Origin of the sequence: Amycolatopsis sp. NPDC049252 (assembly GCF_043197175.1) — a bacterium.
In the GTDB taxonomy this organism is placed as follows: domain Bacteria; phylum Actinomycetota; class Actinomycetes; order Mycobacteriales; family Pseudonocardiaceae; genus Amycolatopsis.
This window is the reverse complement of record NZ_JBICSQ010000053.1, coordinates 22,183-48,604: the sequence shown is the minus strand read 5'-3', so window position 1 is coordinate 48,604 and position 26,422 is coordinate 22,183. Positions and strand designations below refer to the sequence as shown.

The 26,422-nt window shown below is 66.9% G+C and carries 31 protein-coding genes and 1 pseudogene; 17 read left to right on the top strand and 15 right to left on the bottom strand.

Annotation, left to right across the window (positions count from 1 at the left end):
• Nucleotides 1-235: 235 nt before the first annotated feature.
• The 9 genes and pseudogenes from ACGFMK_RS35140 to ACGFMK_RS35100 form a co-directional block, all read right to left on the bottom strand.
• Nucleotides 236-409: pseudogene (locus ACGFMK_RS35140) on the bottom strand (TadE/TadG family type IV pilus assembly protein); the annotation flags it as partial.
• A gap of 1 nt (nt 410) precedes the next feature.
• Nucleotides 411-605 (bottom strand): hypothetical protein, encoded by a 195-nt coding sequence (locus ACGFMK_RS35135; protein WP_392772619.1) that lies wholly within the window; start codon nt 603-605, stop codon nt 411-413.
• Nucleotides 606-623: 18 nt separating this feature from the next.
• Nucleotides 624-1,508: a secretion system protein gene (locus ACGFMK_RS35130; protein WP_392772616.1), complete on the bottom strand. Its 885-nt coding sequence runs from the start codon at nt 1,506-1,508 to the stop codon at nt 624-626.
• On the bottom strand, nt 1,505-2,398 hold the full coding sequence (locus tag ACGFMK_RS35125) for a type II secretion system F family protein (RefSeq protein ID WP_392772613.1): 894 nt from the start codon (nt 2,396-2,398) through the stop codon (nt 1,505-1,507). Before ACGFMK_RS35125 ends, ACGFMK_RS35130 begins: the two co-directional genes overlap by 4 nt.
• The gene (locus ACGFMK_RS35120) at nt 2,395-3,747 is read right to left on the bottom strand and encodes a CpaF family protein (protein WP_392772611.1); all 1,353 of its coding nucleotides are present in this window, start codon (nt 3,745-3,747) and stop codon (nt 2,395-2,397) included. The genes ACGFMK_RS35125 and ACGFMK_RS35120 overlap by 4 nt, the downstream gene beginning before the upstream one ends.
• Nucleotides 3,744-4,607 (bottom strand): carbon monoxide dehydrogenase maturation protein, encoded by an 864-nt coding sequence (locus ACGFMK_RS35115; protein WP_392772608.1) that lies wholly within the window; start codon nt 4,605-4,607, stop codon nt 3,744-3,746. Before ACGFMK_RS35115 ends, ACGFMK_RS35120 begins: the two co-directional genes overlap by 4 nt.
• Nucleotides 4,607-5,191: an SAF domain-containing protein gene (locus ACGFMK_RS35110; protein ID WP_392772605.1), complete on the bottom strand. Its 585-nt coding sequence runs from the start codon at nt 5,189-5,191 to the stop codon at nt 4,607-4,609. The genes ACGFMK_RS35115 and ACGFMK_RS35110 overlap by 1 nt, the downstream gene beginning before the upstream one ends.
• A gap of 230 nt (nt 5,192-5,421) precedes the next feature.
• Nucleotides 5,422-6,246, bottom strand: coding sequence for a hypothetical protein (locus ACGFMK_RS35105; RefSeq protein WP_392772602.1), 825 nt, complete (start codon nt 6,244-6,246; stop codon nt 5,422-5,424).
• Between the two features lie 164 nt (nt 6,247-6,410).
• Nucleotides 6,411-6,956, bottom strand: a complete 546-nt coding sequence (locus tag ACGFMK_RS35100) for a hypothetical protein (protein WP_392772599.1) — start codon at nt 6,954-6,956, stop codon at nt 6,411-6,413.
• Between the two features lie 159 nt (nt 6,957-7,115).
• Here ACGFMK_RS35100 and ACGFMK_RS35095 point away from each other — a divergent pair, with 159 nt between their 5' ends.
• Entirely contained in the window at nt 7,116-7,736 is a 621-nt protein-coding gene (locus ACGFMK_RS35095) for a prepilin peptidase (RefSeq protein WP_392772596.1), read from the top strand.
• An 81-nt stretch (nt 7,737-7,817) separates the two neighbouring features.
• Here ACGFMK_RS35095 and ACGFMK_RS35090 read toward each other — a convergent pair whose 3' ends face one another.
• The 3 genes from ACGFMK_RS35090 to ACGFMK_RS35080 all read right to left on the bottom strand — a co-directional run bounded on the left by ACGFMK_RS35090 (nt 7,818) and on the right by ACGFMK_RS35080 (nt 11,444).
• Nucleotides 7,818-8,120, bottom strand: coding sequence for a DUF6355 family natural product biosynthesis protein (locus tag ACGFMK_RS35090; protein WP_392772593.1), 303 nt, complete (start codon nt 8,118-8,120; stop codon nt 7,818-7,820).
• A 211-nt stretch (nt 8,121-8,331) separates the two neighbouring features.
• Nucleotides 8,332-9,072, bottom strand: coding sequence for a hypothetical protein (locus tag ACGFMK_RS35085; RefSeq protein ID WP_392772590.1), 741 nt, complete (start codon nt 9,070-9,072; stop codon nt 8,332-8,334).
• Nucleotides 9,073-9,152: 80 nt separating this feature from the next.
• Complete coding sequence (locus ACGFMK_RS35080) at nt 9,153-11,444, bottom strand: tetratricopeptide repeat protein (RefSeq protein ID WP_392772587.1); 2,292 nt, start codon at nt 11,442-11,444, stop codon at nt 9,153-9,155.
• A 219-nt stretch (nt 11,445-11,663) separates the two neighbouring features.
• On the opposite strand from ACGFMK_RS35080, the gene ACGFMK_RS35075 reads away from it, so the two are divergent.
• From ACGFMK_RS35075 to ACGFMK_RS35055, 5 genes are all read left to right on the top strand, one after another.
• Nucleotides 11,664-12,086, top strand: a complete 423-nt coding sequence (locus tag ACGFMK_RS35075; RefSeq protein ID WP_392772584.1) for a helix-turn-helix domain-containing protein — start codon at nt 11,664-11,666, stop codon at nt 12,084-12,086.
• A 160-nt stretch (nt 12,087-12,246) separates the two neighbouring features.
• On the top strand, nt 12,247-13,071 hold the full coding sequence (locus ACGFMK_RS35070) for an alpha/beta fold hydrolase (protein ID WP_392772581.1): 825 nt from the start codon (nt 12,247-12,249) through the stop codon (nt 13,069-13,071).
• Nucleotides 13,072-13,117: 46 nt separating this feature from the next.
• Nucleotides 13,118-13,606, top strand: coding sequence for a hypothetical protein (locus tag ACGFMK_RS35065; RefSeq protein WP_392772579.1), 489 nt, complete (start codon nt 13,118-13,120; stop codon nt 13,604-13,606).
• Nucleotides 13,606-14,715, top strand: coding sequence for an MAB_1171c family putative transporter (locus ACGFMK_RS35060; protein ID WP_392772576.1), 1,110 nt, complete (start codon nt 13,606-13,608; stop codon nt 14,713-14,715). The genes ACGFMK_RS35065 and ACGFMK_RS35060 overlap by 1 nt, the downstream gene beginning before the upstream one ends.
• Before the next feature lie 143 nt (nt 14,716-14,858).
• On the top strand, nt 14,859-15,416 hold the full coding sequence (locus ACGFMK_RS35055; RefSeq protein ID WP_392772574.1) for an NUDIX hydrolase: 558 nt from the start codon (nt 14,859-14,861) through the stop codon (nt 15,414-15,416).
• Here ACGFMK_RS35055 and ACGFMK_RS35050 read toward each other — a convergent pair.
• A complete protein-coding gene (locus tag ACGFMK_RS35050; RefSeq protein WP_392772654.1) occupies nt 15,407-16,849 on the bottom strand; it encodes a helix-turn-helix domain-containing protein in 1,443 nt (480 codons plus the stop codon). The genes ACGFMK_RS35055 and ACGFMK_RS35050 overlap by 10 nt on opposite strands.
• Before the next feature lie 310 nt (nt 16,850-17,159).
• Between ACGFMK_RS35050 and ACGFMK_RS35045 the strand changes: the two genes are divergently transcribed.
• The 7 genes from ACGFMK_RS35045 (at nt 17,160) to ACGFMK_RS35015 (ending at nt 21,592) form a co-directional block, all read left to right on the top strand.
• Nucleotides 17,160-17,306 (top strand): hypothetical protein, encoded by a 147-nt coding sequence (locus ACGFMK_RS35045; RefSeq protein WP_392772571.1) that lies wholly within the window; start codon nt 17,160-17,162, stop codon nt 17,304-17,306.
• A gap of 61 nt (nt 17,307-17,367) precedes the next feature.
• A complete protein-coding gene (locus tag ACGFMK_RS35040; protein WP_392772568.1) occupies nt 17,368-18,195 on the top strand; it encodes a Scr1 family TA system antitoxin-like transcriptional regulator in 828 nt (275 codons plus the stop codon).
• Nucleotides 18,192-18,452: a hypothetical protein gene (locus ACGFMK_RS35035; protein WP_392772567.1), complete on the top strand. Its 261-nt coding sequence runs from the start codon at nt 18,192-18,194 to the stop codon at nt 18,450-18,452. The genes ACGFMK_RS35040 and ACGFMK_RS35035 overlap by 4 nt, the downstream gene beginning before the upstream one ends.
• Before the next feature lie 48 nt (nt 18,453-18,500).
• Nucleotides 18,501-19,607, top strand: a complete 1,107-nt coding sequence (locus ACGFMK_RS35030) for a radical SAM protein (protein WP_392772564.1) — start codon at nt 18,501-18,503, stop codon at nt 19,605-19,607.
• Entirely contained in the window at nt 19,604-20,236 is a 633-nt protein-coding gene (gene tmk / locus ACGFMK_RS35025; RefSeq protein WP_392772561.1) for a dTMP kinase, read from the top strand. The genes ACGFMK_RS35030 and tmk overlap by 4 nt, the downstream gene beginning before the upstream one ends.
• Nucleotides 20,227-21,042 carry an endonuclease/exonuclease/phosphatase family protein gene (locus tag ACGFMK_RS35020; RefSeq protein ID WP_392772558.1) on the top strand — a complete coding sequence of 272 codons (816 nt, stop codon included), beginning with the start codon at nt 20,227-20,229 and terminating at the stop codon, nt 21,040-21,042. Before tmk ends, ACGFMK_RS35020 begins: the two co-directional genes overlap by 10 nt.
• A 55-nt stretch (nt 21,043-21,097) precedes the next feature.
• On the top strand, nt 21,098-21,592 hold the full coding sequence (locus ACGFMK_RS35015) for an NUDIX hydrolase (RefSeq protein WP_392772555.1): 495 nt from the start codon (nt 21,098-21,100) through the stop codon (nt 21,590-21,592).
• On the opposite strand, the gene ACGFMK_RS35010 is transcribed toward ACGFMK_RS35015, so the two are convergent.
• Together ACGFMK_RS35010 and ACGFMK_RS35005 are read right to left on the bottom strand one after the other, a co-directional pair.
• On the bottom strand, nt 21,582-21,812 hold the full coding sequence (locus ACGFMK_RS35010) for a GNAT family N-acetyltransferase (protein ID WP_392772552.1): 231 nt from the start codon (nt 21,810-21,812) through the stop codon (nt 21,582-21,584). The genes ACGFMK_RS35015 and ACGFMK_RS35010 overlap by 11 nt on opposite strands.
• On the bottom strand, nt 21,716-22,204 hold the full coding sequence (locus tag ACGFMK_RS35005; RefSeq protein ID WP_392772662.1) for a hypothetical protein: 489 nt from the start codon (nt 22,202-22,204) through the stop codon (nt 21,716-21,718). Before ACGFMK_RS35005 ends, ACGFMK_RS35010 begins: the two co-directional genes overlap by 97 nt.
• Nucleotides 22,205-22,638: 434 nt before the next feature.
• On the opposite strand from ACGFMK_RS35005, the gene ACGFMK_RS35000 reads away from it, so the two are divergent.
• From ACGFMK_RS35000 to dcd, 4 genes are read left to right on the top strand one after another with little or no spacing between them, the layout of a single operon-like run.
• Nucleotides 22,639-24,603 (top strand): hypothetical protein, encoded by a 1,965-nt coding sequence (locus ACGFMK_RS35000; protein ID WP_392772549.1) that lies wholly within the window; start codon nt 22,639-22,641, stop codon nt 24,601-24,603.
• Nucleotides 24,600-25,187 carry a hypothetical protein gene (locus tag ACGFMK_RS34995; protein ID WP_392772547.1) on the top strand — a complete coding sequence of 196 codons (588 nt, stop codon included), beginning with the start codon at nt 24,600-24,602 and terminating at the stop codon, nt 25,185-25,187. The genes ACGFMK_RS35000 and ACGFMK_RS34995 overlap by 4 nt, the downstream gene beginning before the upstream one ends.
• Complete coding sequence (locus ACGFMK_RS34990) at nt 25,184-25,699, top strand: 2'-deoxycytidine 5'-triphosphate deaminase domain-containing protein (protein ID WP_392772544.1); 516 nt, start codon at nt 25,184-25,186, stop codon at nt 25,697-25,699. The genes ACGFMK_RS34995 and ACGFMK_RS34990 overlap by 4 nt, the downstream gene beginning before the upstream one ends.
• Nucleotides 25,700-25,716: 17 nt before the next feature.
• Nucleotides 25,717-26,235 carry a dCTP deaminase gene (gene dcd, locus ACGFMK_RS34985; RefSeq protein WP_392772541.1) on the top strand — a complete coding sequence of 173 codons (519 nt, stop codon included), beginning with the start codon at nt 25,717-25,719 and terminating at the stop codon, nt 26,233-26,235.
• Nucleotides 26,236-26,422: the final 187 nt, after the last annotated feature.

The following is a 26,422-nucleotide window of genomic DNA, read 5'->3' as shown; positions in this document are numbered from 1 at the left end:
CGAACCTTTCTACCTCGCCTGCGGTTTCGGCGTGCACGTGCAGGTGCACACCGGGCAAGACAGCAGCGGCCTCGCCCTCAACGCGCACCGACGCCGAGGTCGCCGTCCGGGCCACGTCGACGCGCGACGACCGCAGCGGCCCGCGTGCGAGGTCGTCGAGCAGTCGCTGGGCGGCGTCGTGGCCGGCTGCGGCGGTGCCGTCCTGGGCACGGGCAGTGGCAAGCCCCTCAGCGGCCGCCGCCTGCGCGACGTGGGTCGCGTGGGACCAAAGGGCGAACTGGACTATCGCCAGCAACGCCAGCAACAGCAGCGGCGTCGCGATCACCAGCTCGGCAGTGACCGCTCCACGGTCTCCTGCCAGAGCTCGCCGGACTCGCCGCCAGCCGCAGCCGGCCAGTGTCGATTGCACGTCAGCCGCCGAGGTCGATGCTGTTGGCCTTGGCGGTCAGCTTGGCGGCGATGATCGCGATCAACGCGATGGCGAGCACCGCCATCAGCGCGGTGACGATGACCGTGGTGGTGATCTCGCCACGGCTGTTGTCTTTTCGCAGCAGGATGATTCGCGCGGAGATCAGGCCCCAGAGGGACCGGCAGCAGGTCAGCATTGTGTCTCCTGTGGATGGTCAGAGTCCGTTGAGGACCTGGGTGACGGCCGGGTAGGCGATGAATCCGAGGAAGCCGAGGAACAGCAGGGTGACCGGCAGCGCCATACGTTCGGTCGCGGCTTGGGCCTCCGCTTCGGCGTCGGCGACCAGGTGGGTGCGCAGAGTTGCAGCTTTCGCAGCCAGTGAGGTTCTGACCTTGGCGCCTTCGGTGCCGGCCAAAGAGATGGACGCTGCGAGCTCGGCGAGCTCGGAGATGTCCAGTTCTTCCCCGAGTCGGCGCAACGTTGACCACGGCGCGGCGCGGGTCACTTGGGCTGCGTCGAGGGCGCGGCGCAGCTGGCCGAACGCGCTACCGCGGCCCACGTCCGCAGCTGCCAGCAAGGCTGCTTCGACACCGGCTCCGCCGGCGAGGGCGATCCAGACGAGGTCCAGGAACGCTGACAGCGCGGCGCGGAACTCTGCACGTGCACGTGTGGCCTTGCCGCGGACCTCGAGGTCGGGTCCGAGGAACCCGGCTGCCGCGCTCACGAGCGCGAACGCCAGCGGTATTTCGAAGCCGAGGGGCACGTCGACGACCGTGAGGAGGCCCTGCACGAGCAGGGGTGTCAGCAGGCCGGTGCAGGCCAGCAGCACTTTCATGGCCAGGTGGGTGTCGGCGCCACGGCCGACGACACGGAGGTCGCGAGCCGAGCGGTGTCCGGGCAGACCAAGTGCGCGCAAGCTGGGAATGACAGGCCGAGCCAAGGCGACCGCCCACGACACGTCGGTGACCGCCGAGATCGGGACGCCGTCCTTCGCATCGGCAAGACTGCTTCTCAGCGGGGCCGCAGGCGGGATAGCCCAGGTCAACACCAGCCAAAGGCCGAGGCCGGCTCCGAGCCCGAAGAGGACCGCCGCGGTCATGCGCGCTCACCGCCCCACGCAGCGGCAACGGTCGGTTCGGGCTGGTCGCCCAGCGAGAGCACCCGGGCCGTGGGGCGGCCGACGGCGATCCGGGTCAACCAGGCGAACCCGCTGGCGAACAGCGCGCCAATGACAAGAAGGACCGCCTGACCGAGCGGGCTGTCGTACGCGGTGAGATAGCCGCGGTTGAGCACGACGACGCCGATGGCGAACGCGATCGTGGTGGCGACGACGACCCGCACCGAGGTGCGGGTGCGGGCGCGGCCGGTTTCCACGCGCATCCGCATCGCCGCTTGCGCTCGCGCGGTCTCAGCCAGCGAGCCGAGCAGGTCGCCGAGCTGGCGAGCGTGGTGTTCGGCCGCTAGGACCAGCGAGGCGATGACCAGGTCCGCAGTCGGGTCGGCCAGATCTGCGGCCAGACGTCGCAGCGCAGGGGCCAGCCGATGTCCGCTTTGCAGCCGTGCCGCGAGGCGGCTGACGTCCTCGCGGATCACCGTGGGTGCGAGCGGTGCCGTCGCGAGGATCGCCTGCTCGAGCCCGGCCGCTGCCGCGAGGGTGTCGCGCAGCATCTCCGTCCACGACGCCACGGCCTCGATCCGCGCGACCCGGCGGACGTGTGCGCGGTCGGGCCCGACCACGGCGGGCAAAGACCACGCCGCAGCCGCGGCAAGGATTCCTCCGACGCCCCAGCCGGTCGCCGCGCCCGCCAGCAGGCCGATGCCGAGCGCCACGCCCGACCGGAGCGCGCAGGTTCGATCGGCTTGCCACCTCGGTCGCCGGGAGGTCCGCGGACGGGACGGCAGCTGCGGCCGGCGGAAGCCGACGATGACGAGCAGCAGGCCCGCGGCGGTGCCGAGTCCAGTGATGCAGCCGATGAGGGTGCTGGTCATGCCGTCCACCACCCCTCCGGTGCGGTCAGGAGATCCGGGTCGAACCCAGCCTCGACGAGGTCGTCGAGCGTGTCCGTGCGCAGCGCGCCGGCGACCGGACGCGCTCGCAGGTCGGGGCCGGGGCGGTAGACCTCGTTGGAGACGACGGTTCCGCCGTCGGCGTCGACGACCTCGCGGATCGAGGAGACGACCCGGGTCGTGCGGTCGGCGGCCTTGGCCAGGTGCACGACGAAGTGCACGCTGGAGGCCACCAGCAGCGCGGTCGCCTCCAGTGAGAGCCGCTCGGCGCCTTGGGCCGCGTAGGACGCCAGCCGGGTGAAGGCGATCTTCGAGCTGCTCGCGTGCAGCGTCGCCATCGAGCCGTCGTTGCCCTGGGACATCGCGTTGCACATCGGGATGACCTCGGGCCCGCGGATCTCACCGACGATCACGCGGTCCGGCGACATCCGCAGGCCCCAGCGGACCAGCTCGGCTTGGCTGATCGCGCCTACGCCTTCGACGTTGGCCTGGCGGGCTTGCAGTGCCGTGACGTCGGCGTGCAGCTGCGGATCGAGCCCGAGGCCGAGCTCGAAGGCGTCCTCGATGGTGACGATGCGCTCCAGCGGATCCATCTCGGCCGCCATCGCCCGCAGCAACGTCGTCTTGCCGAACCCGGCGCCACCGGTGATCAGGACGTTCTTCCGAGCGCGCACGAGCGCGCGCAAGAAGCGCTCCAAGCCGACGTCGAGGGTGCCGCGGCGGCGCAGCTGGGCGAGGCTGGTAGTGAGGTGGCCGTGGCGGCGGATCGAGCACGCCGTGACCCCGCCGGCGGTGAGCCCGAGCACCGCGAACAGGCGCTCGCCGCCGGGCAGCTGCAGGTTCAGCGCGGGCGAGCCCCGGTCGAAGCGACGTTCCTCCGACGACGCCCGCGCGGCGAGAGTCCGGACCAGGTCGGTCAGCTCGTCGTTCGAGGCCGCTATGGGGTCCACTTGGGCGCGACGGCCGTCGGCGTACTGGACGAAGACTCGGTCGAAGCTGTTGACGTTGATCGTCTCGACCGCGGGGTCGTCCAGCAGCGGCTGCAGCCCGCCCAGTCCGAAGACCTCGTCCAGGACCGCCTCGACGAGCGGCGCCTCGGCGTCCGGAGACAGCAAAATCCGGCCCGCTTGCAGCTCGGCCTCGCTGTGCGCGGTCAACGCGGCGTGGAGAAAGTCACGGGCCCACTCGCGGCGCCGCGCCGGAGCCATCGGCTCGGCGGTCCGGTTCGGCAGCTCGTCGGCGAGCGTGCGCCGCAGGAACTCCCGCAAGCGTGCCTCAGGGCCGGAGTCAGCTCCCGGATCGGGCCGGCGGTGTTCGTCGAGCACGGTCATGACCGGAGCTCCTTCCCGGATGCGCTGGCTTGGGGGTGGCCGTTGTACAGAGCCGGCGGCTGGAGAACGCGAACGCCGGACTCCGCCGTGGGCTGGGCTGGTACGCCCGGCACCTGCTGCACGAAGTCCGAGATCGGCGGGGACGGCTCGCGAGAGGGCCCACCAGACAGGGCCTGGGCGACGACGCTGGCGACCCGGGCGAGCCCGCCCGTTCGCCGTCGACCGCTCGCCGCTCGCCCGGTGTAGCGCGCAGCACCGCTCGGGTCGTCGGGAACCCTTGCCAAGACCGGGATGCCCAGGTCCCGCTCGACGGCGTGGGTCGGGTGTCCGCGGCCGGCCAGTACCAGGCATGCCCGGGCAGCGGTCCGGCCCAGCTCGTGAACGCGGGTGGCAAGGTGCGCGAGCTCGTCGCTGTACGTTCCGGAGATCACCAGCACGACGTCCGCGCGGCGGATCACCGCTTCACCAGGTGACCCCGGGTCCAGGCGTCCGCAGTCGGCGAACATGGCCACCGCCGGCCAGCCCGCGGTGGCGTAGAGCGGCGAGGCCGGCGAGGTCAGAGTGCTCAGCGCTGCGCGCGCTTGCTGGCCTCCCGGTGGGCCCGGCATGACTTGGATGCCACCGGGGAGCGGTTGGGTGTGGCTCCAGACGACGTCGGGATCCACTGGCTGTCGAGCTACCGCGGCGAGGCTGAGCAGTCCCGGCGATGTGGCCAGGCCGAATCGCTGCGCGAGGTCACCGCCGGCGGGATCGCACTCGACGACCAGGCGACGGACGTCGGCCGGCCAGCTCGCGGCCAGGGCGAGGGCGAACGTGGTGACGCCCGGCGAGCCCTTCACGCTGGCAAGAGCGATCAACATCAGCGCTCACCACCCGCGAGCATGACCAGCGACACCTGGCCGACCGGCACCTGGGCGAGCGCAAGCGCGGCATCGCCCACGAGTTGCAGGGAGATCACCGTGGTCTGGTCGGACTCCGCTTTGACCAGACCGGTCACGGTGGCCGGCCACGTCTGCCCGCTCTCCGGCGCGACTGACGCACCGGAGGGCGACGACGGCGCGGTGACCACGACGAGGGTGGGCGACCCGGCTGCGACCTCGAGCGGGAACTGCCCCGGCTTCAGCGCGACCGCCACGATGGCGTGACCTGCGGCAGGGATCGCGGCCGGGCCGACGCTGTCCGGGGTGAGCAACGCACCCGGGCCGAGGCTCGTCGCCATCGGCCGGCCGAACACGGTGGTCGCCTGTTCCGCCGGCACAGTCGCGACCGTGTCGGCGGCAGAGATCTCGACCTCGCGGACGTCCGTCCGCTCGAGAACGTGTCCGACACTCAGCGGCCGGGTGACCGCGAGCACCGGGACCCGGCCTTGCGCGCTGGTGGTCCACCACAGTGCGCCGCCGACGCACGCGAGCACGAGCAGGACGCCGACGAGCAAGTGTGGCAAACGGCGTCGCGTCCGACGCCCGGCTGGCACCGCGGCCAGCTGGCCTTTCTTCCCCACCCACGACAAGGAACCGGGTTCGGTTCCCGTGTCGTGGTCACCGGTACGGATGCTGGTCACGACGTGCCTCCCAGGCATGGTTCGACCGCGCCGTGCACCTCGTGGACGCTGGTGCACAGTCGAATCGGAGAATGTGGATGTGCGGACCGGCTGTCGGCAGCCGGTTCAATTGATCAGCGGCGCCCCGTACCGAGCGCTTGGACCTCGGCCACCCGGAATGCTGCCGCTGCCGACGTGGTCAAATCGGGGAACGTGCCGCTCGCTCCGGCTCCGGACCAAGTCACCTTCCAATGGACCGTCGCCGTGACCGGAAACTGCTGGTCCGGTGCTGTCGCCGACGACCGGCGGTAGGTGTGACCGCAATCGGGGGACGCCGCCGAGGCATCTCCCCCGGCCTCGAACGGCGTTCCCGGGCCGGAGCAGGTCACGGCGTCCCCGTCGCCCGTTGACCAGGAGACGGACTTCGGTGTCGCCACCGCCGTCACCGATACGCCGGGGACGGCCGCCGTAGCCTGTCGCGTTCCCCAGCTGCCGCGGTCCAGCCACAGCCAGGTTGGCAGGCTCACCAGTTTGTCGCCGGCCGGGTTGGCTTCGATATGCGGAGACGGCAAGCGCAGCTGAGTTCGAGCCTGTTCGGCCAGTTCCTGCGGAGAGGGCAACGCCGCTCCAGCAGGAGCCGCCCCGTCGGGGAGCCAGATCGGCGCTCGGTACAGACCATCGCGAAAACCCGGACCGGTACACCGGTAGACGTACCACGCGCCGCCCTGCTGCGCGGCGAGGTCGCTTGCGCGTGGAAGCGGCGCGGACGCGAGAACGACTGGTGGAACAGCTCGCGCAGCACGGCGGAACGCCACGGTCTGGACGCCGTTGGCCGGAGGCTGGAAATTGCTCCGGACGTACGAGCAGTTCGCCACAGGCGAGTTACCGCCGACGATCCGGTCACCGGGAAGCGGAGTGGCCTTTCCACCGCCACCTTTCCGGCTCGGCTCGTCCGGCACCCGGCCGTTGTCTCCCGGCGCCCTTCCGGTCTTCCCGGCTCCGAGTTCGCAGTAGGGAGACGACTCTTGGGCACAGTCGACAGAACCCCAGCCACCCGCCAACGCGCTAGCCGCCGAACTCAGTAGCAGGGTGACGATCACTCCGCCGACAGCCGGAGCTCGCGTCAGCATGTCCCCACGTCCTGAATCGCGAAGTCGACGACCTTCCAGGAGCCGTCCACGGCCTTCTTGACCTTCGCGTCGATATGGCGACGTCCGCTCGGCCCGTCGTCGGCCTGCTGGCCGGTATCGGCGCGGTACTTCAGCCACTGGCTGTCATCGCCGCAGTCCACGATGTTGATCGTCGTCGGATCCGCAGCAGGCTCGACCGATTCGACCGTCGGATGGTTGACCGGTTTTCCCTTGGTGACGAGACCGTTGTAGTGGTCGGCGTAGAGACCACGGGAGATCCTCGACAGCGCATCGGCCGTGGCGTTCAGCGCGAGCTTCGGCGATTGCCAGTCCGACGTCACGGCGGCGTCGGCCATGTCCCTCCACATGCCGAGATACGCCGTAACCGCGCGCTCCTTCGCTTGGTCTGCCGGCTGCGGCAGCACGCTCATCGTCGCCGTAGTGCTCGAAGATGTCGTCGGTTCACTCGGCTCGGTGGAACTGCATGCTCCGAGCAGCAAGACCAAAGAGACACCGATGGCGCCGTGACGCAGATTCATGAGGTCCCCTCCCGTTGGAATGATCAGCTGACCGTCACGCCCCGGACACCACATCCCTTGAAGTTCACTCGTTGGTAGGACGAGCACTGCGCTCGTCTTACGAGCTGGCCAGCATTGCTTCATGGGGAAGGGCATCAGCGACAACTCGGCGGCGCGGCTGTGAACGGTTGGCAGGCCATCATCGGCGCGGTAGCGGGCTTCGGTTTGGGGGCCGCCGGAAGCCTCATCACCAAACGGCTCTCGGATCGACCGGCGCCGATCGCGTCGTCGTGGTGGCTTGGCGCGATCGTCACCGCACTGGCATTCGCGATCCTCGCCTGGCGCGTCGGCGCCCACGGTGAGTTGCCGATCTACGCGTACGTACTGGCGCTCGGAATTCCCTTGTCGATCATCGACTTGCTCGAACATCGGTTACCTCGAATTGTCGTCGTGCCGCAGCTGGTGGGCACCGCACTCGGCCTCACATTGCTGTGCGTGGCACGTTCTGACCCCGGTCCCGGGTTCCGCGCGCTGTGGGCGATGCTCGCGGGAGCGGGCTTCTACCTGCTGCTCGCGGTTCTGGTCGAAGGCGGTGTCGGCTCTGGAGACGTCGGCCTCGCGGCCGTGGTCGGACTGGTTACCGGTTGGTCCGGCTGGGCCGAGCTGGCCGGCGCGGTTGTGCTCGCGTCGCTCATCGCATTGGCGCTTCTGCTCGTACCGGGCAACCGACCGAGCCGTGCCGTGCCCTTCGGACCGTGTCTCCTCGCCGGGATGACAGTGATGGTCCTGCTCGCTGCCTGATATCGCCGACGCGGCGGGCGTTATCGGGGGGCACGAACACCCGCCGCGTCGACTGGCCGAGGACCGGGAGTCGTCCTCGAGTTACGCCGGGCCTTCGAAGCCCGGGTAGCACCCGACGCCGCCGTTCCACCACGCACCGGTGACTCTCCACCGGATCACCGGTTGGAGATCGGTCGTGCCGGGCCCGACGCAGTAGCGGTAAAGATTGCCCCAGACGTCTTCGACGTCCAGGTCGACCCTCGAGCCGGTGCCGCCGTCGCAATGCCGGTACTCACCCCAGCCGAGGTAGCCGCACTGCTCACGGAGCTGAATCTCGGTGACGCTTGCGCCGGCGGGGCTCGCGACGCCGAGGCATACGATCAGCGCGGCGACGGGGACGCACATGCCTGGAATGGCTTTTGCGCGCAAAGAACGCGAACTCATCGTTCCTCCAGGGATTCAGGGTGAGCCAACGTGATTCGTGTGGCTCTGTTGAATCCACTGTGGACCGATGGTGGCGACGATGGAACTGCTCGATCAACCCAGCGCTGTGCTCATTTAGTGCCGAATTTGTGCCGATCGAGTCAAGACGCCAACGGTTGTCAATAACGACGCGTCAATGGGGAGGGGTGATGCCTTGTCGGTCCAACGCGGTCTCCGCCGTGCAAGTAAGTTCACCCGGTTGAACCTGCGCCCAAGATGGACGCCAAACCAGCGTCGAGCCGCCGACCCGTGATCCCAGAAGGCAGTCGATGCCTCCGGTGGACCGGTCGCCGGCCCGATACGCGACGCCAACGTCGTTACCTCGCACGGCAACATCTTGCACGGGAGGTCGCCCTCGGGTCTGCGTCTCAGGGTCGAGCGGCGGAGAAGGCATCGAGCGAGACAGAGCAGCTGACACATCTTGGTCGGTCACGGACGCCGGCAGACTGGTCAAGACCGACTGCAAAGCCGGATCGGAGCCTTCGGGCACCTCCCAGACCGGGATCGGTGGCGGATCAAGAGGTGTCGCATTGGCCGGGCAGTCTGTTCGGCGTGGAGCATCGACGAGGCCACGGAAATTGAAACCCACCGTGTAGCAGGCCGTGACCGGCTCCTGCGGGAAGAGCTCATCCTGCGTTCCCGGGTGGTACACGCGGAAGACGAGATGCGCCGTCGCAGCGTCCAGATCGTCCGAGGTGCTGTCGTGCATCTCGACCACAGCGAAGGCTTCCGAACTGCCATGCGCGGCCTCGACTGCCCTTCGCGCGTAGTTCGCCGCCGAGGTCTGCGGTGGTGAGTCGATCGCGTCGGCGATCCGTTGTGCGGTCTCGTCCGTCTGCGAATCTCCAGGTGCGCACGCGACCAATCCCGCCATGCACGCCACCGCAAGAATCCCCACCCTCGCACGCCTCACGAGGATCGAGACTACGCCGATCCCGGGGTCAGGGGCGAGTATCAGGCGGTAGCGGGCGTCCCCCGTAGCCAGCCGGCATTCGTGGCCTCCAGGGACGCCAGTCGAGCGCGAACCTCCGATGCCCGCCCGTCTCGGATGGCCTCGAGCACTTCCAGGCTCCGAACGAGCGCAGCCCGCGCTTGGTCGACTTCGCCAAGTTCGCCCAGAACCTCCGCGCGCGAGATCAGCGTCTCCGCGGCGCTCCAGCGTTGCCAGCTCCGGCCGCGCACGGCCAGCGCCTCGTCGAAGTGCTTCAGGGCCATCCGGTGGTGGCCGTGCCGGGCGAGCAGCGTGCCGATCCGTTGGTGGGCAATGCCGAGAACGGCTTTCGATGAGAACATCTGTGCGCGGTTCAGGGTGTCGAGTGCGTACTCCATCGCCTTGTCCGCCGCGCCCACCAGATCGCAGACCTCGGCCAAGGCGGCGCGATTCACCGCAACCCCGATCTTGACTCCCGAAGCGACGAACAGGCGGTCGGCGAGTTCGTGCAGATCCCGCGCTTCAGCAGTCCGGCCGGAGGCGGTGTACGCCAGACCGAGGCCGTACGCGGTCCAGGCTCGGGATCGATCGTCACCAAGCTGTTCATGTCGGCGGAGCGCCTCTTCAAGGTGGCCGATGCCGTCGTCGGTACGACCGAGCTCGTGCTCGACCCAGCCGAGGGCTTCCAGGCTCCGGGCGATACCTGCGTCGCTGCGGGACGCCCGCGCCACGGCGAGCCCGTCGTGGGCGGCGACGAGCCAGGTGTTCCAGCTGCGAGTGAGCACGAAGTACGGGAGGAACGCGGTGGGCAGCAGCCACAAGACGTCCCTGGCCCCGTACGTCCGGGCGTTCCGAGCCACCTGCAGTGCGGTCGCGACCTCCTGCTCGCACCAGGCCATTGCCGCGTCGAAGCCCCCGGCCTGAAACGACATCGCCTCGATCCCGGTGACGTTCTGCGCAGTAATGCCGCTGTCTGCCCAGCTGGGGATGAGCGTGTTGTTCGCCTCCCAGGCCGTCGCGGCGTACCAGCGCAGCGCGCGGTCGTGAGCTCGCTCAACCTCGGCGAGGGATTCTTCAACCAGAGCGCACTGGTGCGCGTACGCCCGCAGCAGCGAGCTGAGCCGGTAACGGCAGTGCGGTAGTTGCTCCAGCAGATGCGCCTCGGCGAGCTGCCGAAGAGCCTCATGGGCACGTTCGACGTCCAGGTCGGCCAGCACCGCGACGGACTCGGCCGTGACGTTATTCGCCGGGCCGATGCCGAGGTAGCGGAATACCCGCCTCACCATCGGTGGCAACGCCAGGTACGAGACGTCGACGACGCCGTGGATGTTCACGGCGGGATCGCTGGACGTGAACAAGTCGAGGCGCGTCTTCTCGGAGTCGAGGCGCTCGGCCAGAGCGGCCAACGACGTGTCACGGTGGCGCTGGAGGTGCTCGGCCACGATCAGAACCGTCATCGGCAGGCAGCCGCAGCGCTCAACCACCAGCTCTGAGGCCGTCGCGTCTGCTCGAACGCGAGTCTCCCCAACACGGTGGCCGAGCAAGCTGAGTGATTGCTCGGGAGAGAGCGGTGGGAGGTCAACGACCGTGCCGCCGGTGCGCGCCAACAGGCCGGGCTGGCGTTCACGGCTGGTCACCAGCACGACGCTGCCTGCGCCGGGGAGCAGCCACTCCGCTTGCCGATAGTCGGCGACGTTGTCGAGGATCACGATCGCAGGCCGGTCAGCGAGCAAGGACCGGTAGCGCGCGACCCTGGCCTGCGGCGTAGCGGTACCGAGCTCGGCGGGACTCACGCCGAGCGCCAGCAGAAATCCGTCCAGGACCTCCTCTGCATCGGCCGGCGCCCCGGGTGCGAGGCCCCGAAGGTCCGCGAACAGGCACCCGCCGGGGAAGCGAGCCTGCATCCGGGCTGCCCAATGCACCGCTAGGGCGGTCTTGCCGGTCCAGAACCCGCCTTCGATCACGATGGTGACCGTCGCACCTGGACGCCCCCGGGTCACCAGCGCGTGATCCATGGCCTGCAGCTGTTCGTCGCGGCCGACGAATTCAGCCGGTGCCGGTGGCAGCTGGTTGGGACGCGCGACCGGCCGTCCGTCACCACGCTGCTCAGCAGCGATCTTGTCCAGCTCACCATCGGCCGCCAGCGCCGCGTCGAGGTCGTGGACGACAGCCGGCAGGAGTGGACGGTGGCCGTGAAGCAGCTTCGAGAGGTAGCTCGCGCTGTACCCGGCTTTCGCGGCCACTTCGCCGAGGGAAAGCCCGCACTGCCTCCGCCGGCGATGCACCGCCGCTGCGAAGCTGTCGATCTTCCTCATCGCGCCTCCCCGCGCATCAGACGCACCCTGCTGGGCGTCTAGCTGGGCGGGGACCCCGATCGAGCGACTGCAGCCTTCAGTGGTTCCCGAAGGTCATGCTGCCCGATATGTTGGAATGATCAACACCGACAGTACGAAAAGCTGGATGCGGAGTCAAACATTCCGGACGCATCGAGATCAAAATTCCAAGAAATTGGAATCTCGATCGAAGGGGGCAAGGTGTCCGAGGCCGAAGATCTGCGCTCAGCGGAGACCGAGCCGTTCGGCAAGCTGCTCGAACGGCTGATCACCGTCAAGAAGCACTCGAATGGCCGGCCCTACTCGGTAGCCGAGGTGGCCGAGGGCGTCGGCATCTCAAAGAGCCAGCTCTACAACCTGATCAACGGCACGAACGAACCGAAGCTCAGGCTCGCGCAGCAACTTGCGGCCTACTTCGGGGTCGACCTCGAATATTTCGGCACCAGCCAGCGGGCACGCGAGCTCCAGGAGCAGTACGCCCTTCTCGCCAAGCTAACGGCCCAAGGAGTTCGCGACGTCGCACTGCGGGCGAGTGCCCTCTCGCCGGACGCCCTGTCCAACGTGCGAGCGTTCATCGACTTCCAAGCCAGCAGGCAGACACCCGACGGTCACACGTCCGAGTGACTTGCACCGGAAGGACCCAGCCACGCAGTGCTGATCTGCCACCATCGACCGCAGTTGATCACCAACGGGCTGGGAGGACCGTCGTGACAGCTTCGCTCATCAGCGCGGCCACCGCTTCCGAGACGGCAGAATCTCCCATCGACGAGATCGGGGATGGCCGATGCAGGTAGAGCAGCTCGAAGTCGAGTGCGATGGCGCGCTTCTCTACGTCGAATCCCGAGGACAGGGCACACCCGTCCTGCTGATCCAAGGCGGCATCGGCGAAGCCGGGGCGACCGAACAGCTCGCAACCGCCTTGGCCGGCCGCTTCTGCGTCATCTCCTACGACCGACGTGGCCTTTCGCGGAGTACAAGCTCTTCAGAGACGGGTCCCATCACGATGGACCGTCACGCCGCCGATGCCGGCGCAGTGCTGGCGGCGTCCACGTCGGAACCCGCGCACGTCGTCGGCGCCAGCATCGGAGCACTGATCGGACTCCACCTGGTCGCCTTGGAACCGGATCGCGTGGCGACGCTGGTGGCTCACGAGCCGCCGATGAGCGCGGTGGTCTTCGACCCGGCGCGAGAGGCTGCGCTGGACCAGGTCGCCGCAACGGCTCAGGAGGACGTCCGATCTGCGATCCGCCAGATGGGGTCGCTCACGGGCGCGCGCGAGTCGATGGAGGACGGCGCCCGGCCCGCACCGCCGACGGGTGACCTGACGGCGAACCTGCAGCACTTCTTCGAACACGACTTCCCCGCCGTCCGGAGTTCCTCGCTGATTGCCGACGACCTCGTCGACTCCGCGAAGTCGACGAACATCGTTCTCACTGGCGGTGATCTTTCGCGAGGTCAATGGGAGTACCGCTGCGCCGAACAGCTCGCCAGCGATCTGGGTGTGCCGTTCGCCGAGCTGCCGGGCGGCCACAACGGGTTGGTCAGCCACCCCAAGGCGACCGCGGCAGCCCTCACGCGAATCCTCGATCGAGTTGCGCTCACGTCGTAGTCCCCGCGAGGGCACTTGGCGCAACGATCTGCAGCTGCGCCGAGGTGTGAAGAAGCTGCTTCGAGATCTGGACGTCGACACGCCGCTCGACGTCCGCGACCTGTGCCTGAAGCTGGCCGAGCACCGAGGGCGGCCGATAGAGCTCGTGCCGTACCCGTTGCCGGTCCCAGGCGCTTTCGGACTCTGGATCGCGTTCGCGGATGCTGATCGGATCCTGTACCAGCAGCACACCACGACCGCACATCAGGACCACATCATCCTGCACGAGGTCGGGCACATGATCAGTGGTCACAGCACAGAAGGCGACGCGACCGGCCTCGCCGCACTGTTCCCCGACATCCCAGCCGAAGTCGTCAGGGATGCGTTGCGCCGCGACGGCTACAGCCTCGTCGCGGAGCGTGAGGCCGAGATGGTGGCCACGGTCATCAAGGAGTGGGCAACTCTGCTCGAAGCCCTGAGGTTTTCGCCTGTCCAAAAGAGCAAATCAGGCCGCCGACTGCACGGAGCCTTCGACGACCATCAAGGCTGGCTGTGATGAACTTGCCCAACCTCGCGATGTGGGGAGCAGCCGCCGGCGCTTCCGGTTGGAAGATCTCCCAACTGGTCCGCGTTCCATTCGACCGCGGCCTTCGGGTGATCACCGCATGCACCTTTCTCGTCTTCGTCGCGTTGACCGCTCAGCTCGCGACGGATCCCGGCTCCGCGCTGCCGGCAACCTCGGGTCAGCTCCCAAAGCTGTTCCAGAACGTCATGCTGACATTCTTCTTCGCCCTATTGATAGTCCTACTGGAGTCCATAGTGGATTCTCGGGACGTCGCGTCAAGAGGCCTGATCGAGATCGCGATCGCTTTGGCGGTCGGCTGCGGTCTGGCAGCCACCTTTGTGCTCGCCGACAAACCTTCTGGCGGCTTCAGCTACGAGGCAGCAGGCTCGGCGACGATGCCGCTCCTCTTCTACCTGATCGGCAACGTCTACATGGCCTACGCCACGGCGCGCGGCGCGACGCTGACCTGGCGGGCCGGAGGCCAAGCTCAGTCGCGGGTACGACTCAGCTTGCGCGTCGCCGGTGCGGGGCTTGCTGTCTGCTGCTTGGGAACGCATCTACCTCGGATCGCTTCGACCGCCAGCCGACTGGTGCTTCAGCAGGACGCCGTTCCGGGAACCAGCGTCTGGACCACACCCCTCCTGGCTCTGGGTATCTCGATCTTCTTCTTCGGAGTCGGATACCCCGGTGTCCGCGCCGGGATCGTGAAGCTCCGATTGTGGTTCGTGGATCGCAAGCACTACCGCCAGCTCAGACCGCTGTGGGCTGCACTGTGCCACGCCTTTCCGGACATCACGCTGCTGCGGAAGACACCGCAAGCACGCGAGGCTCTCCGCGTCCGCCACATGCGATTGCACTTCTACCGGCGAGCCATCGAATGCAGGGATGGTTTGGTCTGTTTGAGCCCTTATCTCGAACCTGACGAGGCCACCAACGTCGCATCGACGTTGTCCGCAGAACGGCTACGCGAAGCTCTTCTCCGAAGCACCGAAGGTGAGCCGACGGCTGCCGTACACGTCGTTGCTCGACCGGCGGATCCTGGCATGGACGCGGACCTGAGGGAGCTCCTCGCGCTTTCGCGAGGGCTGCGCGCGCACTGACCCGAGCTGCTCAAGGAGCCGACTGGATCAGCGACTCGCCGGCCGAGCTGCCAACGTTGCTGGCGAGGGCGTGACCTGCACAAACCGTGATCCACACCCGACAGCGCGCGCACCCTAGGGAAAACGTCGTAGCATCTCGTGACGTGGCCACCGAACCCAATGGGCAAGAGCTGACGCGCTGGAAGATCCACGGCGAGCGGGTCGTCGACGACACCCGCCGCCTGCGCTTGAGCATCGCCTCGGTCGAGTTACCCGACGGCGTGAAGTTCGAACAGTACGTGCTCCGCATGCCCAAGGCCGCGATGATGGCGGTTCTCGACGACCAGGACCGCGTGCTCATGATGTGGCGGCACCGGTTCATCATCGACCGGTGGGTCTGGGAGCTGCCTGGCGGCTACGTTGACCCCGGTGAGGACCCCGCGACGACTGCTGTCCGCGAAGTCGAGGAAGAAACCGGTTGGCGGCCGCTGAACGTCAAGCCGCTCGGATCGATGCAGCCCACCGTCGGCAGCGCCGACGCCGAGAACCTGCTGTTCGTGGCCCGCGGAGCGGAGTACGTCGGCGAGCCCGAAGACATCAACGAGGCCGAGCGGGTTGCCTGGATACCGCTCGACACGGTCCGTGACCGCATCACCAAGGGTGAGATCATCGGCGCGGCGTCACAGGTCGCGCTGCTCCACGTCCTCGCGTTCTACCGCTGAACCGGGGTCGGCACGCCGGCATCGTCCATCTGCAGGTAGAGCGCACGCACCCGCCGATCCGCGCGGTAGGGGCTGAGCCGACGACCGACGTCGGCGAGGTAAGCACCACCCCGGATCGACCGGACCTGCTCGCTCATGGTCACCGCAGCCGCGGCCTCCACGCACGCTTCGTCGACCCGGCCTTGATCGGCCAAAGTCGACGCGAGCAACGCGGTGTTGAACAACCGCCCTCGCTCGTACCCGTCGTCCATCCCGAGCGCCCGGCGAGCGAACTGCTCGGCTTCGGCCGCGGAGCCGAGATCGCGGAACACATGAGCGAACTTCGCCGACAGGTACGCGCTGTCGAAGTAGTTGAGCCACGCCGGTCCGGCACCGGGCGAGAACCGTTCGAAGGCTCGTTCTGCTTCGCGGAGTGCCGCGAAGCAGGCCGAGGGGTTTCGTTGAAGAGCATGGCCGTGGGCTTCGAGCACTGCGGCCTCCGCCTGCAGCGCGGCCAGACCGGACCTCTTCGAAGTACGCCTTGCTGCAAGCGCCATGTCGACGGCGACCTCGGGGGCGCCGTTGAATGCGGCGTGATGGCTCATCGCTGCGAGCATCTCCGCCTCGAGCGCGTCGTCGCCCGCATCCTGCGACAGCTTCAACGCATCGCGCAGACGCCGCTGTCCTTCGGCGGCGTTACCGACGTCGAACGCGATCCAGCCGGCAACCTGGTGCAGCTCGGCGGCCGCACCGAGTAGTTCTTCCCGTGCCGCAGCTTTTCTGGTCGTATCCTTCAGCATCGGCGTGACGGTCGATGTCAGGTAGTTCGTGATGGTCGTCGTCGCGCGGCTGTGTCCGCCCCCGAAGCGATTGTCCAAACGCCGGAACGTCGCTGTCATGTCGCGCACGATCTCGACGTCCGTGCTGCGGGGCTTGGGCGGGCTGGCCGCGACGGCAGGCCCGGCACCGAGTAACGACGCGCCGATCGCCGTGGCACCGACACCTGCGGTCTTGAAGAACTGTCGCCTTTGCACAGGTCCGAGGCTAAGGTCGTCGTCTGCGCCGGCCAATTCGTCGACGGTATGGGAAACGTTGAACCACAGCAGTGACGGGGGAACCTGAAGGGCCTTGGCCCAGCGTTCGAGGTTCACCAGGTTGCTCGGAGGGCGGGCGCCCGACGCTTCCAGGCGGCTGACTTGCGCTTGCGTCAGGCCGAGCCAACGGCCGAGCGCGGCCTGGGACACGTGCGGGTCGGATTCCTGGCGGTAGGCGGCGAAGAGCCGGCCGAAATGACGAGCCTTCAGCGCAGCGCTGATGCTTTCCGCAGCCCAGAAGGCGTCCGGCTGGGGCGGTGCCTCGTTCGCGATCAACAAGCGGATGCAGGGTCCGCAGTGGTTGCTCACGCGGTCACGAGCCAGGCGCGCGCCGCATTTCTCGCACCTTCTCGTCAGCATCTGCACGGTCGTTCCCCTCCTACCCACTACCTGACACGCAGTGTATTCGATCGAACACAACACAGCGTCGGATTTCATCCTCCGGATGTATGGAATTTGGCAGCAAACGACTTCTACCTGCTGAAACTCATACGTCGACGTCGTTTGCGGCCGCAACCTTCCGCTGCACGATCAACCCATGCAAGCAACGGCGGTAGCACACAGTGACAACAGGACCGACCGCAACTCAGGTGCTTCGACCGGAATCCGGGCTGCCCCGCCGGTCCGGGCTTCATCGCCTACGGTTCCCCAGCCGAAGGGTGCTACCCCCTTGGAGCTCGCGTTCCGGCAGCTCAAGCGACCGCGCGAACACGGTGAGCAGCTGACCGAGACGGACTACCAAGCGGCGACGCTGTTTCTCGATGCCTTCTGGCCGAAGTTCGGCACTGCGCGACCGCTACCGGAGCGCTGGCGATAACAGGCCACTGTTCCTCGGCTGCATCCCGCAGAACACACGACCACCTGCAGAGAGACCGCCCATGTCATTGCCATCCATTCGACGACCCGCCGTATTGATCGTCAGCACTGGCCTCCGTGAGGCACGCGAACGGCGAAAGATCGGGCTGCGCCGTCTCGCCGACAAGCTCAGCATGTCAGCGGCGCGCCTGTCCGGCCTGGAACTGGCAACCCACACTCCGCGTTCTCCCGACGTCGCCCATATCCTCGGTTTCCTCGGAATCAGTGGTGCCGAGTACGAGAAGTTCATGAAGCTGGCCAAGCACGTCCGCGACGACAACCTCATCGCACATGAGGACACGCAGACGTTCAGTCTGATGTGGACGTACGAGAATCTGTCGGACCGGGTCGTGGAATGGTCTCCGTTCTGCCTTCCCGATCTACTTCGACTTCGGCAATACTTCGATCGCGAACCCGGTACGGACGAGGAACCTTCAGGTTGCGGTGAACTGGAACCACTTGAACGAACTGTTCGCCAGCAAGCGATGCTCAACGGTCCTCGCCGCTACCTCTTCCTGATCGGCGAGGACGCCATACCTGCGGCAAGCAATGAGGCTGACACGGAACAGATTCGACACCTCCGAACCGCGGCAAGTCTGCACCACGTCACCATCCGGATCGTGCCGACGACGGCAACCGAACCGAACCCCCCTCCCGCCTTCACCCTCTTCGAAGACCGACGCACCCCGATGGCGGTGACGTTCAAGAACGTCCACTGCACCGCATACCTGACCGAGAAGTCGCTGCTCGAAGCGTACTCAAGCACCGTAGAAGCGCTTCAACGTCAGGCGCTCAGCGAGTCGGCTACGTCCGACACGCCAGGCGGTTTCACATGGGGCCGGGCCTCATGACCGACGCGGTGATCTACATCGACCCCCTCATGATCCACCCGGTGATCGATGGCGTGTGGCACCACGCACGTCTCGTCGGCATCCCGGACCCGGGCGAGGCGATCACCATGCTTTGCGGCGTCACAGGCGTCGCGGCCTTCCTACCACTGGGCCAGCGGCGGCACCGCACCATCCCCCGTCAGTGCGAACGTTGCGACGCGCTCGTCCGGCAACAGCGGGGCATTCCGCTGTGGCAACAAAGAATCCGGCGCAGTTGATTTTCCTGGCCACAGCCAGCCATCCGCATCGTCCTCAAAGGAGTAACGATGACCATCCGTCCGATTGCTGTCGACGAGCAGGCTTCAGGCTGCTACTTCCGCACCACCGTCGACACCCCGTACCGCAAGGCGCTCGTCCAGATCACCGAGCGGTGCAACCTGCGTTGTGCGCACTGTTTCGTCTCCGCGACCAAGCGCGGCAAGGACATGCCGCTGACCGAGGTCGTGAAGAAGGTCGTCCCCCGGCTGGCCGACGCCCGGGTTCGGCGGGTGACGCTGACCGGTGGCGAGCCGACCATTCACCCGGACTTCCTCGGCATCGTGCACGCCTTCCGCAACGCCGGGATCGACGTCGGCATCTGCACCAACGCCACCGAGCTGAACGACAAGCTGATCCAGCAGCTCGCCACGGCTGGAGTCCACGTCAACGTCTCCCTCGACGGGTTCGCCGCCGACTCCCACGGCCTGTTCCGCGGCGACCGTGCGTCCTTCGACGTGACCGTGACGAACGTCCGCAAGCTCGCCGCAGCCGGTCTGCTGCAGGGCCTGTTGTGCACGCCGAACACCCTGGCCGCCAACGACGAGTACGTCCGGCTGTGCACGTTCGCCTGCGAGAACGGCGCCCGCTACGTCCTGCTCAACCCGCTGGGCAGCATGGGCCGCGGCGTCAAATCCCAGCGAAAACTGGCGAAGACCATCATGCACATGCAGGAGATCTTCGAGCTGACCGCCCCGTTCGACGGCCCCGACCTCGACATCGCCCACATCCGCTTCCCCAACACCGACCGAAAGCCCCTGGCCGGCTGCGAAGCCGGGACGATCATCTATGTCTTCACCCCGGGCGAGGTCACCGTCTGCCCCTATCTCGTCTTCGCCGCACGGACGCCGATCTCCCGTCACCCCGATACCGACTTCATCGTCGGCAACGTCTTCACCGATCGCGACCTCGCCGCCCGCCTCGACGCCTACCGCTTCCACGACCGCTTCAAGGTCGGCGCTAACTCGACCTGCGCTTCCTGCAGCCTCGAACCGTCCTGCGGCAAGGGCTGCCCGGCCGCGGTCGTCGCCGGCGGCGGACGCATCGGCGACGTCGACACCGAACAGTGCCCGGTGACCGCCGAGGGGCACCGGCTGCTGCCGCTGGACGTCGCGTGAGCGCGCCGCGCCTGCCCGGCACGCTGGTGACCTTCGAGGGCCCCGGCGGTGTCGGAAAGACGACGATCGCCAAGCTGGTTGCCGAGCTGCTCGACGCCGACGGCGTTCCCGTGCACGCCGCTATTCAGCCGTCCCGCTCTCCCCTGGGTGAGCTGGCCCGGCACGGCACCGATACCTACCGGGACATGGCTCTGGCCTGCCTCTGCGCGGCCGACCGGCACCACCAGCTGGCCATCGAGATCCGGCCGGCGCTGGCCGAAGGCAAGGTCGTGCTCTGCGACCGGTACGTGGGGTCGTCGCTGGTCCTGCAGGGGGTCGACGACATCCCGCTCGATGTCGTCTGGGCGCTCAACCACGGCGTGTACCGGCCCGACCTCGTCTGCACGCTCAGCGCAGCACCGGCCGACGTCGAACAGCGTCTGCGAGCGCGTGGCGGGCACAGCCGCTTCGAACGCACACCCGGGAGCAGCTTCCGCGAAACCTACGGCTACCTCGCGGCCACGACGTTCCTGCGCGACCAGGGCTGGCCGGTCCAGGTGGTCGACTGTGCCGACGATCCCCGGACCACGGCTGGCACCATCGTCGACCTGATCCACCGCACCCTCACGGAGAGCCCGGCATGCCCCTGACCGTCCTCACCCTCAACGTCGGCAACCCCGCTCTGGAGCGGGCCCGCCGCCAACGCGACTGGCTCGCCCACCGCGGCGAGGACGTCTTCGTGCTCACCGAGACCGGCTCCGGGCCCGGCACCCACCTGATCGCCGAGTCCTACCGCGACGCCGGCTGGTCAGTCACCTACCCCGATCACCCCGACAAGGAACGCGGCGTCATGCTGCTGTCCAGGTTCAAGTCCACGGTGGACCCCATCGGCGCAGCGATGTCCTTCCTACCCGCCCGGCTGGCCGGCATCACGCTGGACACGGCCGACGGTCCGCTGCGCATCCTCGGCGCCTACGTTCCCTCCCGCGACGCCACCGAAGCGAAAACCACCCGCAAGCGCGCGTGGATCGAGGCCTTCCACCAGGCCTACGAGACCACCGCCGACGACGCGCCTGTCCTTCTTCTGGGCGATCTCAACGTCCTCGAGCCCGGACACGTGCCACCGCATCCGGGGCAGTTCGCTCCGTTCGAGACCGCGTTCTACACCGAGCTGACCCAGCGCCACGGACTCGCCGACGCCTTCCGCGCGCTGCAGCCGACCGCGGTCGAGCACAGCTGGGCCCGCCGCGCCGAGCTCGGCTACCGCTACGACCACGCCCACGCCTCCACCGCGCTGATCGAGCACCTGACCAGCTGCTCGTACGTCCACGACACCCGCATTGGCGATCCGGCGCTGACGGACCATTCGGGACTCGCCGTCGAGCTGGCGCTGACCGCGACCGCGCCGCTGATAACGTCCGACCCGGCCGCGGACCACGAGGCAACGCTGTTCTAGCCGACGGGTGCTCGTGCCCGGCCGCCACCCAAGTAGCCGAGCACGAGGACACCGGATGACCGTCGCCAACGAACCGGCCCTGCGGGGCGGCGCCCGCGTCCTGCTCCTCAACCCCGCCGACGAAGTCCTGCTCATCCACGCCCGCGACCCCGACGACCCCGACCACCACTGGTGGGAACTCCCCGGCGGCGGTCAGGACCCTGGCGAGAAACTAGAGGACACCGCCCGCCGGGAGATCGCCGAGGAAACCGGCCTCGTCGTCGACCAGATCGGCCGCAAGCTCTGGACCCGCGAAAGCCGCTTCACCTACCGCGGCCGCGCACACCACCGCCTCGACCACGTCTATCTCGCCCGCACCGACCACGACGCGCCGCAGGTCGCCCTCCGGCACTCCGCCAACGAGCGCGTCGGCCTCATCGAGCGCCGCTGGTGGTCAGCCGCGGCGCTCTCGACCTGCCGCGACAAGCTCCTGCCTGCCGAGCTCCCGAACCTCCTGCAGGACTTCCTCGACAACCGACTCCCCATTGCTCCGCTGGTACTCACTGCGTGAGGTCAACTGCACCGGCGTGAACACATCGCTGACCGGGCCGGCGCATGGCGATCCGGGCACGGAACGATTGAGCCACCGGTCCGTCCGGCAGCGGCGCCGTCCACTTGTAGGACGGCGCCCGCGCTACCGCGGCCGCCACGAGCGTGCGGCCGAAGCCGAGACGCCGGTAGTCGGCGGCGACGTAGACGTAGTCGAGGGTCGCCGCCGACAGCTGGCGCACAGGCTTGCGGTGACGGCGCCGACTTCGGTGCCGTCGAGATGGAGTTCGATCCGGCCAGCCAGCGTTCCCGCGGCCGGTGGGTAGGCGACCAGGGCGAGCCCGTTGCTCGGGGCCGCGCTGGGCGCGTGCTGGACGGTGACGTCGAGGTTCGCCCACACGACGAGACGCCGGGCCGAGGGCTCGCAGCCTTCCTGCGCGCGGCAGACTTCACAGAGCGTGCCGTGCAGGCGGTAGCGGTGGCTGTAGGGCTTGAGCTTGTTGTAGAGGTCCACGTCGAGCCGGTGGCCGCGCAGGCAGACGACGAGTGCGCCGGTGGCCAGCCGGACGGGAATCAGCCCGCCGAACTCGCCGCGCGCCCCTGAGCGGACCGCGTCGCTGGCTGGGTCGATCATCGGGCACTCGGGTTCGAGCGCGACGGTGACGCCGTGCGGGTCATCCAGCGACCTCGGTCAGCTTGCGGCCGGCGGGCGCCTCGCCGGCGCGGCCACAGGTTGACCGCCTGTAGCCACTTGCCGCCGGTCAGTCGAGGGTCGTTCATCAGCCCCTTGGTATCCCGAAAACTGGCCAGGGTGTCCATCGGCCGGGTGGCGATCTCAGCCAGCCGGTTGATCCCGCCGGTTACCAGTCCCCCCGATCGCGCCGGCCAGGTCCACGGAACCAGTTCAGCACCAGCGTGGCGTGCCGATAGAGAGTCAGTGCCGGTTGCGACGAGAAGCGCGGCCCATCGGCCAATGGTTGCCGCAGCGGACTTGTGATCCCCAAGGGTGCTCGCAGAAGGCGAAAACACCATAGGATCCGCTCAAGTGATCCACCGATCGGAGGATTGATGACCGAACCGGTCAGCGGGGGTCAGACCGCGTCTCAGCCCATGATCCGGGATGCCGTCCACGGCCCGATCGACGTGTCCGATACTGCGAGCTTCTCGTCGCCGGTCCTCGGCCGGCTCATCCAGTCACGACCGGTGCAACGTCTCCGACGCATCAAGCAGCTAGGCTTCGCTTCGCAGAGCTATGTCGCCGCCGACCACAGCCGGTACGCGCATTCGATAGGCACCATGCACGTGATGCGCAAGCTCCTCGGCCACGTCGGTGGCCCGCGAACAGACCTGGCCGCCGCGCTGGAAGCCGAGTACGCCGAAACCTATGAAGCGGAATCACCCGCCTCGGTCGCAGTTCTGCACGAGCACCTGCTCGTCGCGGCACTGCTACAGGACTTGGGTGAACTCCCCTATCAAAACGCTACCCGTGACTTCTTCGTGCCTGACGACGATCTGCGTGAGTGGGTGAGCTCGAAGATCGAGCAGGACGTGTCGCTCTGGCCCGCGAAGCCTGTTTTCACACTAGCCTGCCTGTATGATGACGAGATACAAAGCATCCTCGAGCAGTTGAACATCCACTTCATCGCATTTCTGACCACGGCAGAATACTGGCACGACAGCGACTGGCGAATGAGATTTCGACCGTTGCGGCACATGCTGGACGGGGAGATCGATGCGGATCGGCTGGATTACGTGCACCGAGACGCCCAGCACACCATCGGCGTACTGGGAAAATCGGGTGATGTCATCTCAGCCATCATGTCGTACGACGAACTGGGCCCGATCTGCTCGGACCCCGCTCAGCTGGGCAACTTCCTCGCCATGCGTGCCCACCTCTACTCCAGTGTGTACTTCGCACCGCACAACCGGTTCCGCGTGATGCTGCTCAAGTGCATCCTGCAAGGCGTACGCGAGTCGCCGGTAGCGGAACAGTTTCCCATGCTCGCGGGGCGGCACATCGGCATCGAGCCCTTCCTGCAATTGGATGACGTCTCACTCGAGGCGGAGATTACCGCACTCACCCGCGGTCCACTCCGCGCACGAATGAACAAGCGGACCTCGATCGCACTCACCGAATTCACCGCGTCGGCTAACTCCTACGAACACTTCTGGCTTCGCGAGAGCAACCACTCGTACGAGGGCGAAGGCCAGCCTGGTCAAATCTCGGTGCCGCAGGACGTGTTCTTCGAGGTGTTTGAGTCGAGCAACCCCAAAAAGAGCGGGATCCGTTTCTCCATGCCAACCCCGCTCGGGACGACCGACCTTGTGGGAATCACCGATGTCAATGGACCCTATTTTGAGGTCGCGACCAGCAGCCGAGCGACGCTACCGATACCCGGGGACATCCTGGTCTTCTACCCCGGCAACGGGCGCGGCCGCGACCTGTCCTTACTGAAGCGCGCTTTCGGCGAGAGGACGCTGCGCGCCACCCTCCTAAATAAGGCACACGGCGACTGGAACGGGCTTCCCGCCGACACCAGAAAAACCGCAGGCTTCGACGGTCCAGCCATATTCGTATCATATTGCGTTGATGACATCGTGACCGTCCGACGCCTCGTAACGGAACTCCATCGCCGCCGGCGAAGGTACTACGCGATCATCGAGCCAAATCAAGGAATCGGCGGCACTACCGCACAAAACAGCATCGACGGGGTCCTGCTGACCGACGCGGCGATCGTGGTCGCCTCCCGCTCTTACCAGGATCGATGCCAAACCCAGCTGAACGGGAACATCATGCACGAGATCCGCACCATGCACGACCGGCGGATCCACAAACCAGCCGACTACCCAGTGGTACCGGTTTCCGTGCATCCCCACCGCGAGCTAGCCAACGTGCCATGGGCACTCCTGGACATGAACGCTCCCCCATTCACCGGAACCGTGCTCGAAAAGGCAACCGACTCTGATTTCAGTGCAACCATCGACGCAGCTCTCCGAAAAATAGATTCCGAACAGAAGGAAGAAGAACAGTGAATTCTCCCGGCGACGACGGGCACCTGGTCAAGCTGGCACTGCTCGGCCTGCCCGGCGCGGGCAAGAGCACCTTTGTCGAGATCGCGTCGAAGTGGTCCGCGGAGCACAGTTTCACAACCCAGACCATCATCCTCGCAAGCCCGCTTTACGAGGCGCAGGCGGAAATCTACCGGATATGCGACGTCCCCCTCAAGGAAGGCACCCAGGACGGCGAACTGCTCAACTTCCTCGGAGCGCACATGCGGAAAGTCAATCCCGATGTACTCCAGCAGCGCTTCCTCCACCGGCTTTCCCAAGTGAGATCACCCGCCAACCGCCGGGCACTGCTTGTCTGCCCGGACGCCCGACCTCTGGACATCGCCTACTTGCGACGGGAAAACTTCAGAACCGTCCTTATTTCGGTTTCGCCCGAGAAGTCTACAAGAAGACGCATTGCCCGCGGCGACCTTTCACTCGGAGCGACCCAGCACAGTACCGAAACCGGTCTCGACTCTCAGCAGGTGGACATGCGCATTGAGAACGAGGGGTCAATGGCGGCGTACGCCAGGTCCGTCCGGAGACTTCTCGATTCGGTCACTGCATGATACTCACAGGGCCGGAGATCGCCGCCTGCGTTCGACGCGGCGAGATCTCCATCGAGCCGTTCGAGCACGATCAGCTCAACCCGAACAGCTACAACTACCGGCTCGGACGCGAGATAAAGATTGCCGACGCGGATATTTTGGACGCTCGACATCCGGCCAAGTGGAGCAGGCTGGACATAACAACTGAGGGGTATGTGCTCAACCCCAGGCGGGTCTACCTGGCAGGCACCGTCGAAATCATCGGAAGCACCTCCCTCGTCACCAGCCTGATCGGACGGTCATCGCTGGGGCGTCTCGGCTTGTTCACGCAGGTAACCGCAGACCTCGGGCATCACGGCGCCATTCACCGATGGACTCTCGAACTCACCGTGGTTCAGCCGCTCCGCGTCTACGCCGGCATGCGACTGGGACAGGTCAGCTTCTGGCGCAGCAGCGGAGACATCACCGAATACGACGGCAACTACGGTCTCGGCATGGCGCCGATGCCTTTCGAGCCCGCTAGCCTGACCTAGTCAAAATAGGACCACGCATGATACTCACCGGAACCGAGATCTGCCGCCAGACTGCACTCCGCCGTATCGAGATCGCCCCGTTTTGCCACGGGCAGGTCAACCCCAACAGCTACGATTTCCGGTTGGGCCCGAAGCTGCTGGTGTACCGCAACCACCTGCTCGACGCCCGCGCCCCACAGCCGACGGCCGAGATAGCCCTCCCTGACAGCGGTTTTGTCCTGGCGCCTGACAAGGTGTACCTCGGCTCCACGGTGGAGAAAATGGGGAGCGATCACTATGTTCCCATCATCAGGGGAAAGTCGTCTTTGGGGCGGCTGGGGCTCTTCGTAAACATCACAGCGGACCTGATCGACATCGGTTCGCACAACCAGTGGACATTGCAGTTCCACGCAGTCCAACCGCTCCGCATCTATCCCGGCATGCGAATCGGACAGGTCACGTTCTGGACACCCGAAGGCGAAGTCAAGCTGTACGACGGCAAATACCAGGGCTCCGTAGGGCCGCGCGCTTCGGAGTCCTTTCGCGATTTCTCCTAGTACCGCATTAAGCGCCTTTAGGTTGGTAATCCGGTTGGCGGATCTTGGAGTTGACGGCGAAGTGACGTTTGGGATCGCAGTGGCGGCTGCGCCAGCGGAGGTAGCCGGCGATCGCTGCCTCTTGCGCGGCGTGGCTGGGGTAGTCACTGCCGTCGAAGGGTGAAGTAGCTGATCGCGGTGAACTCGC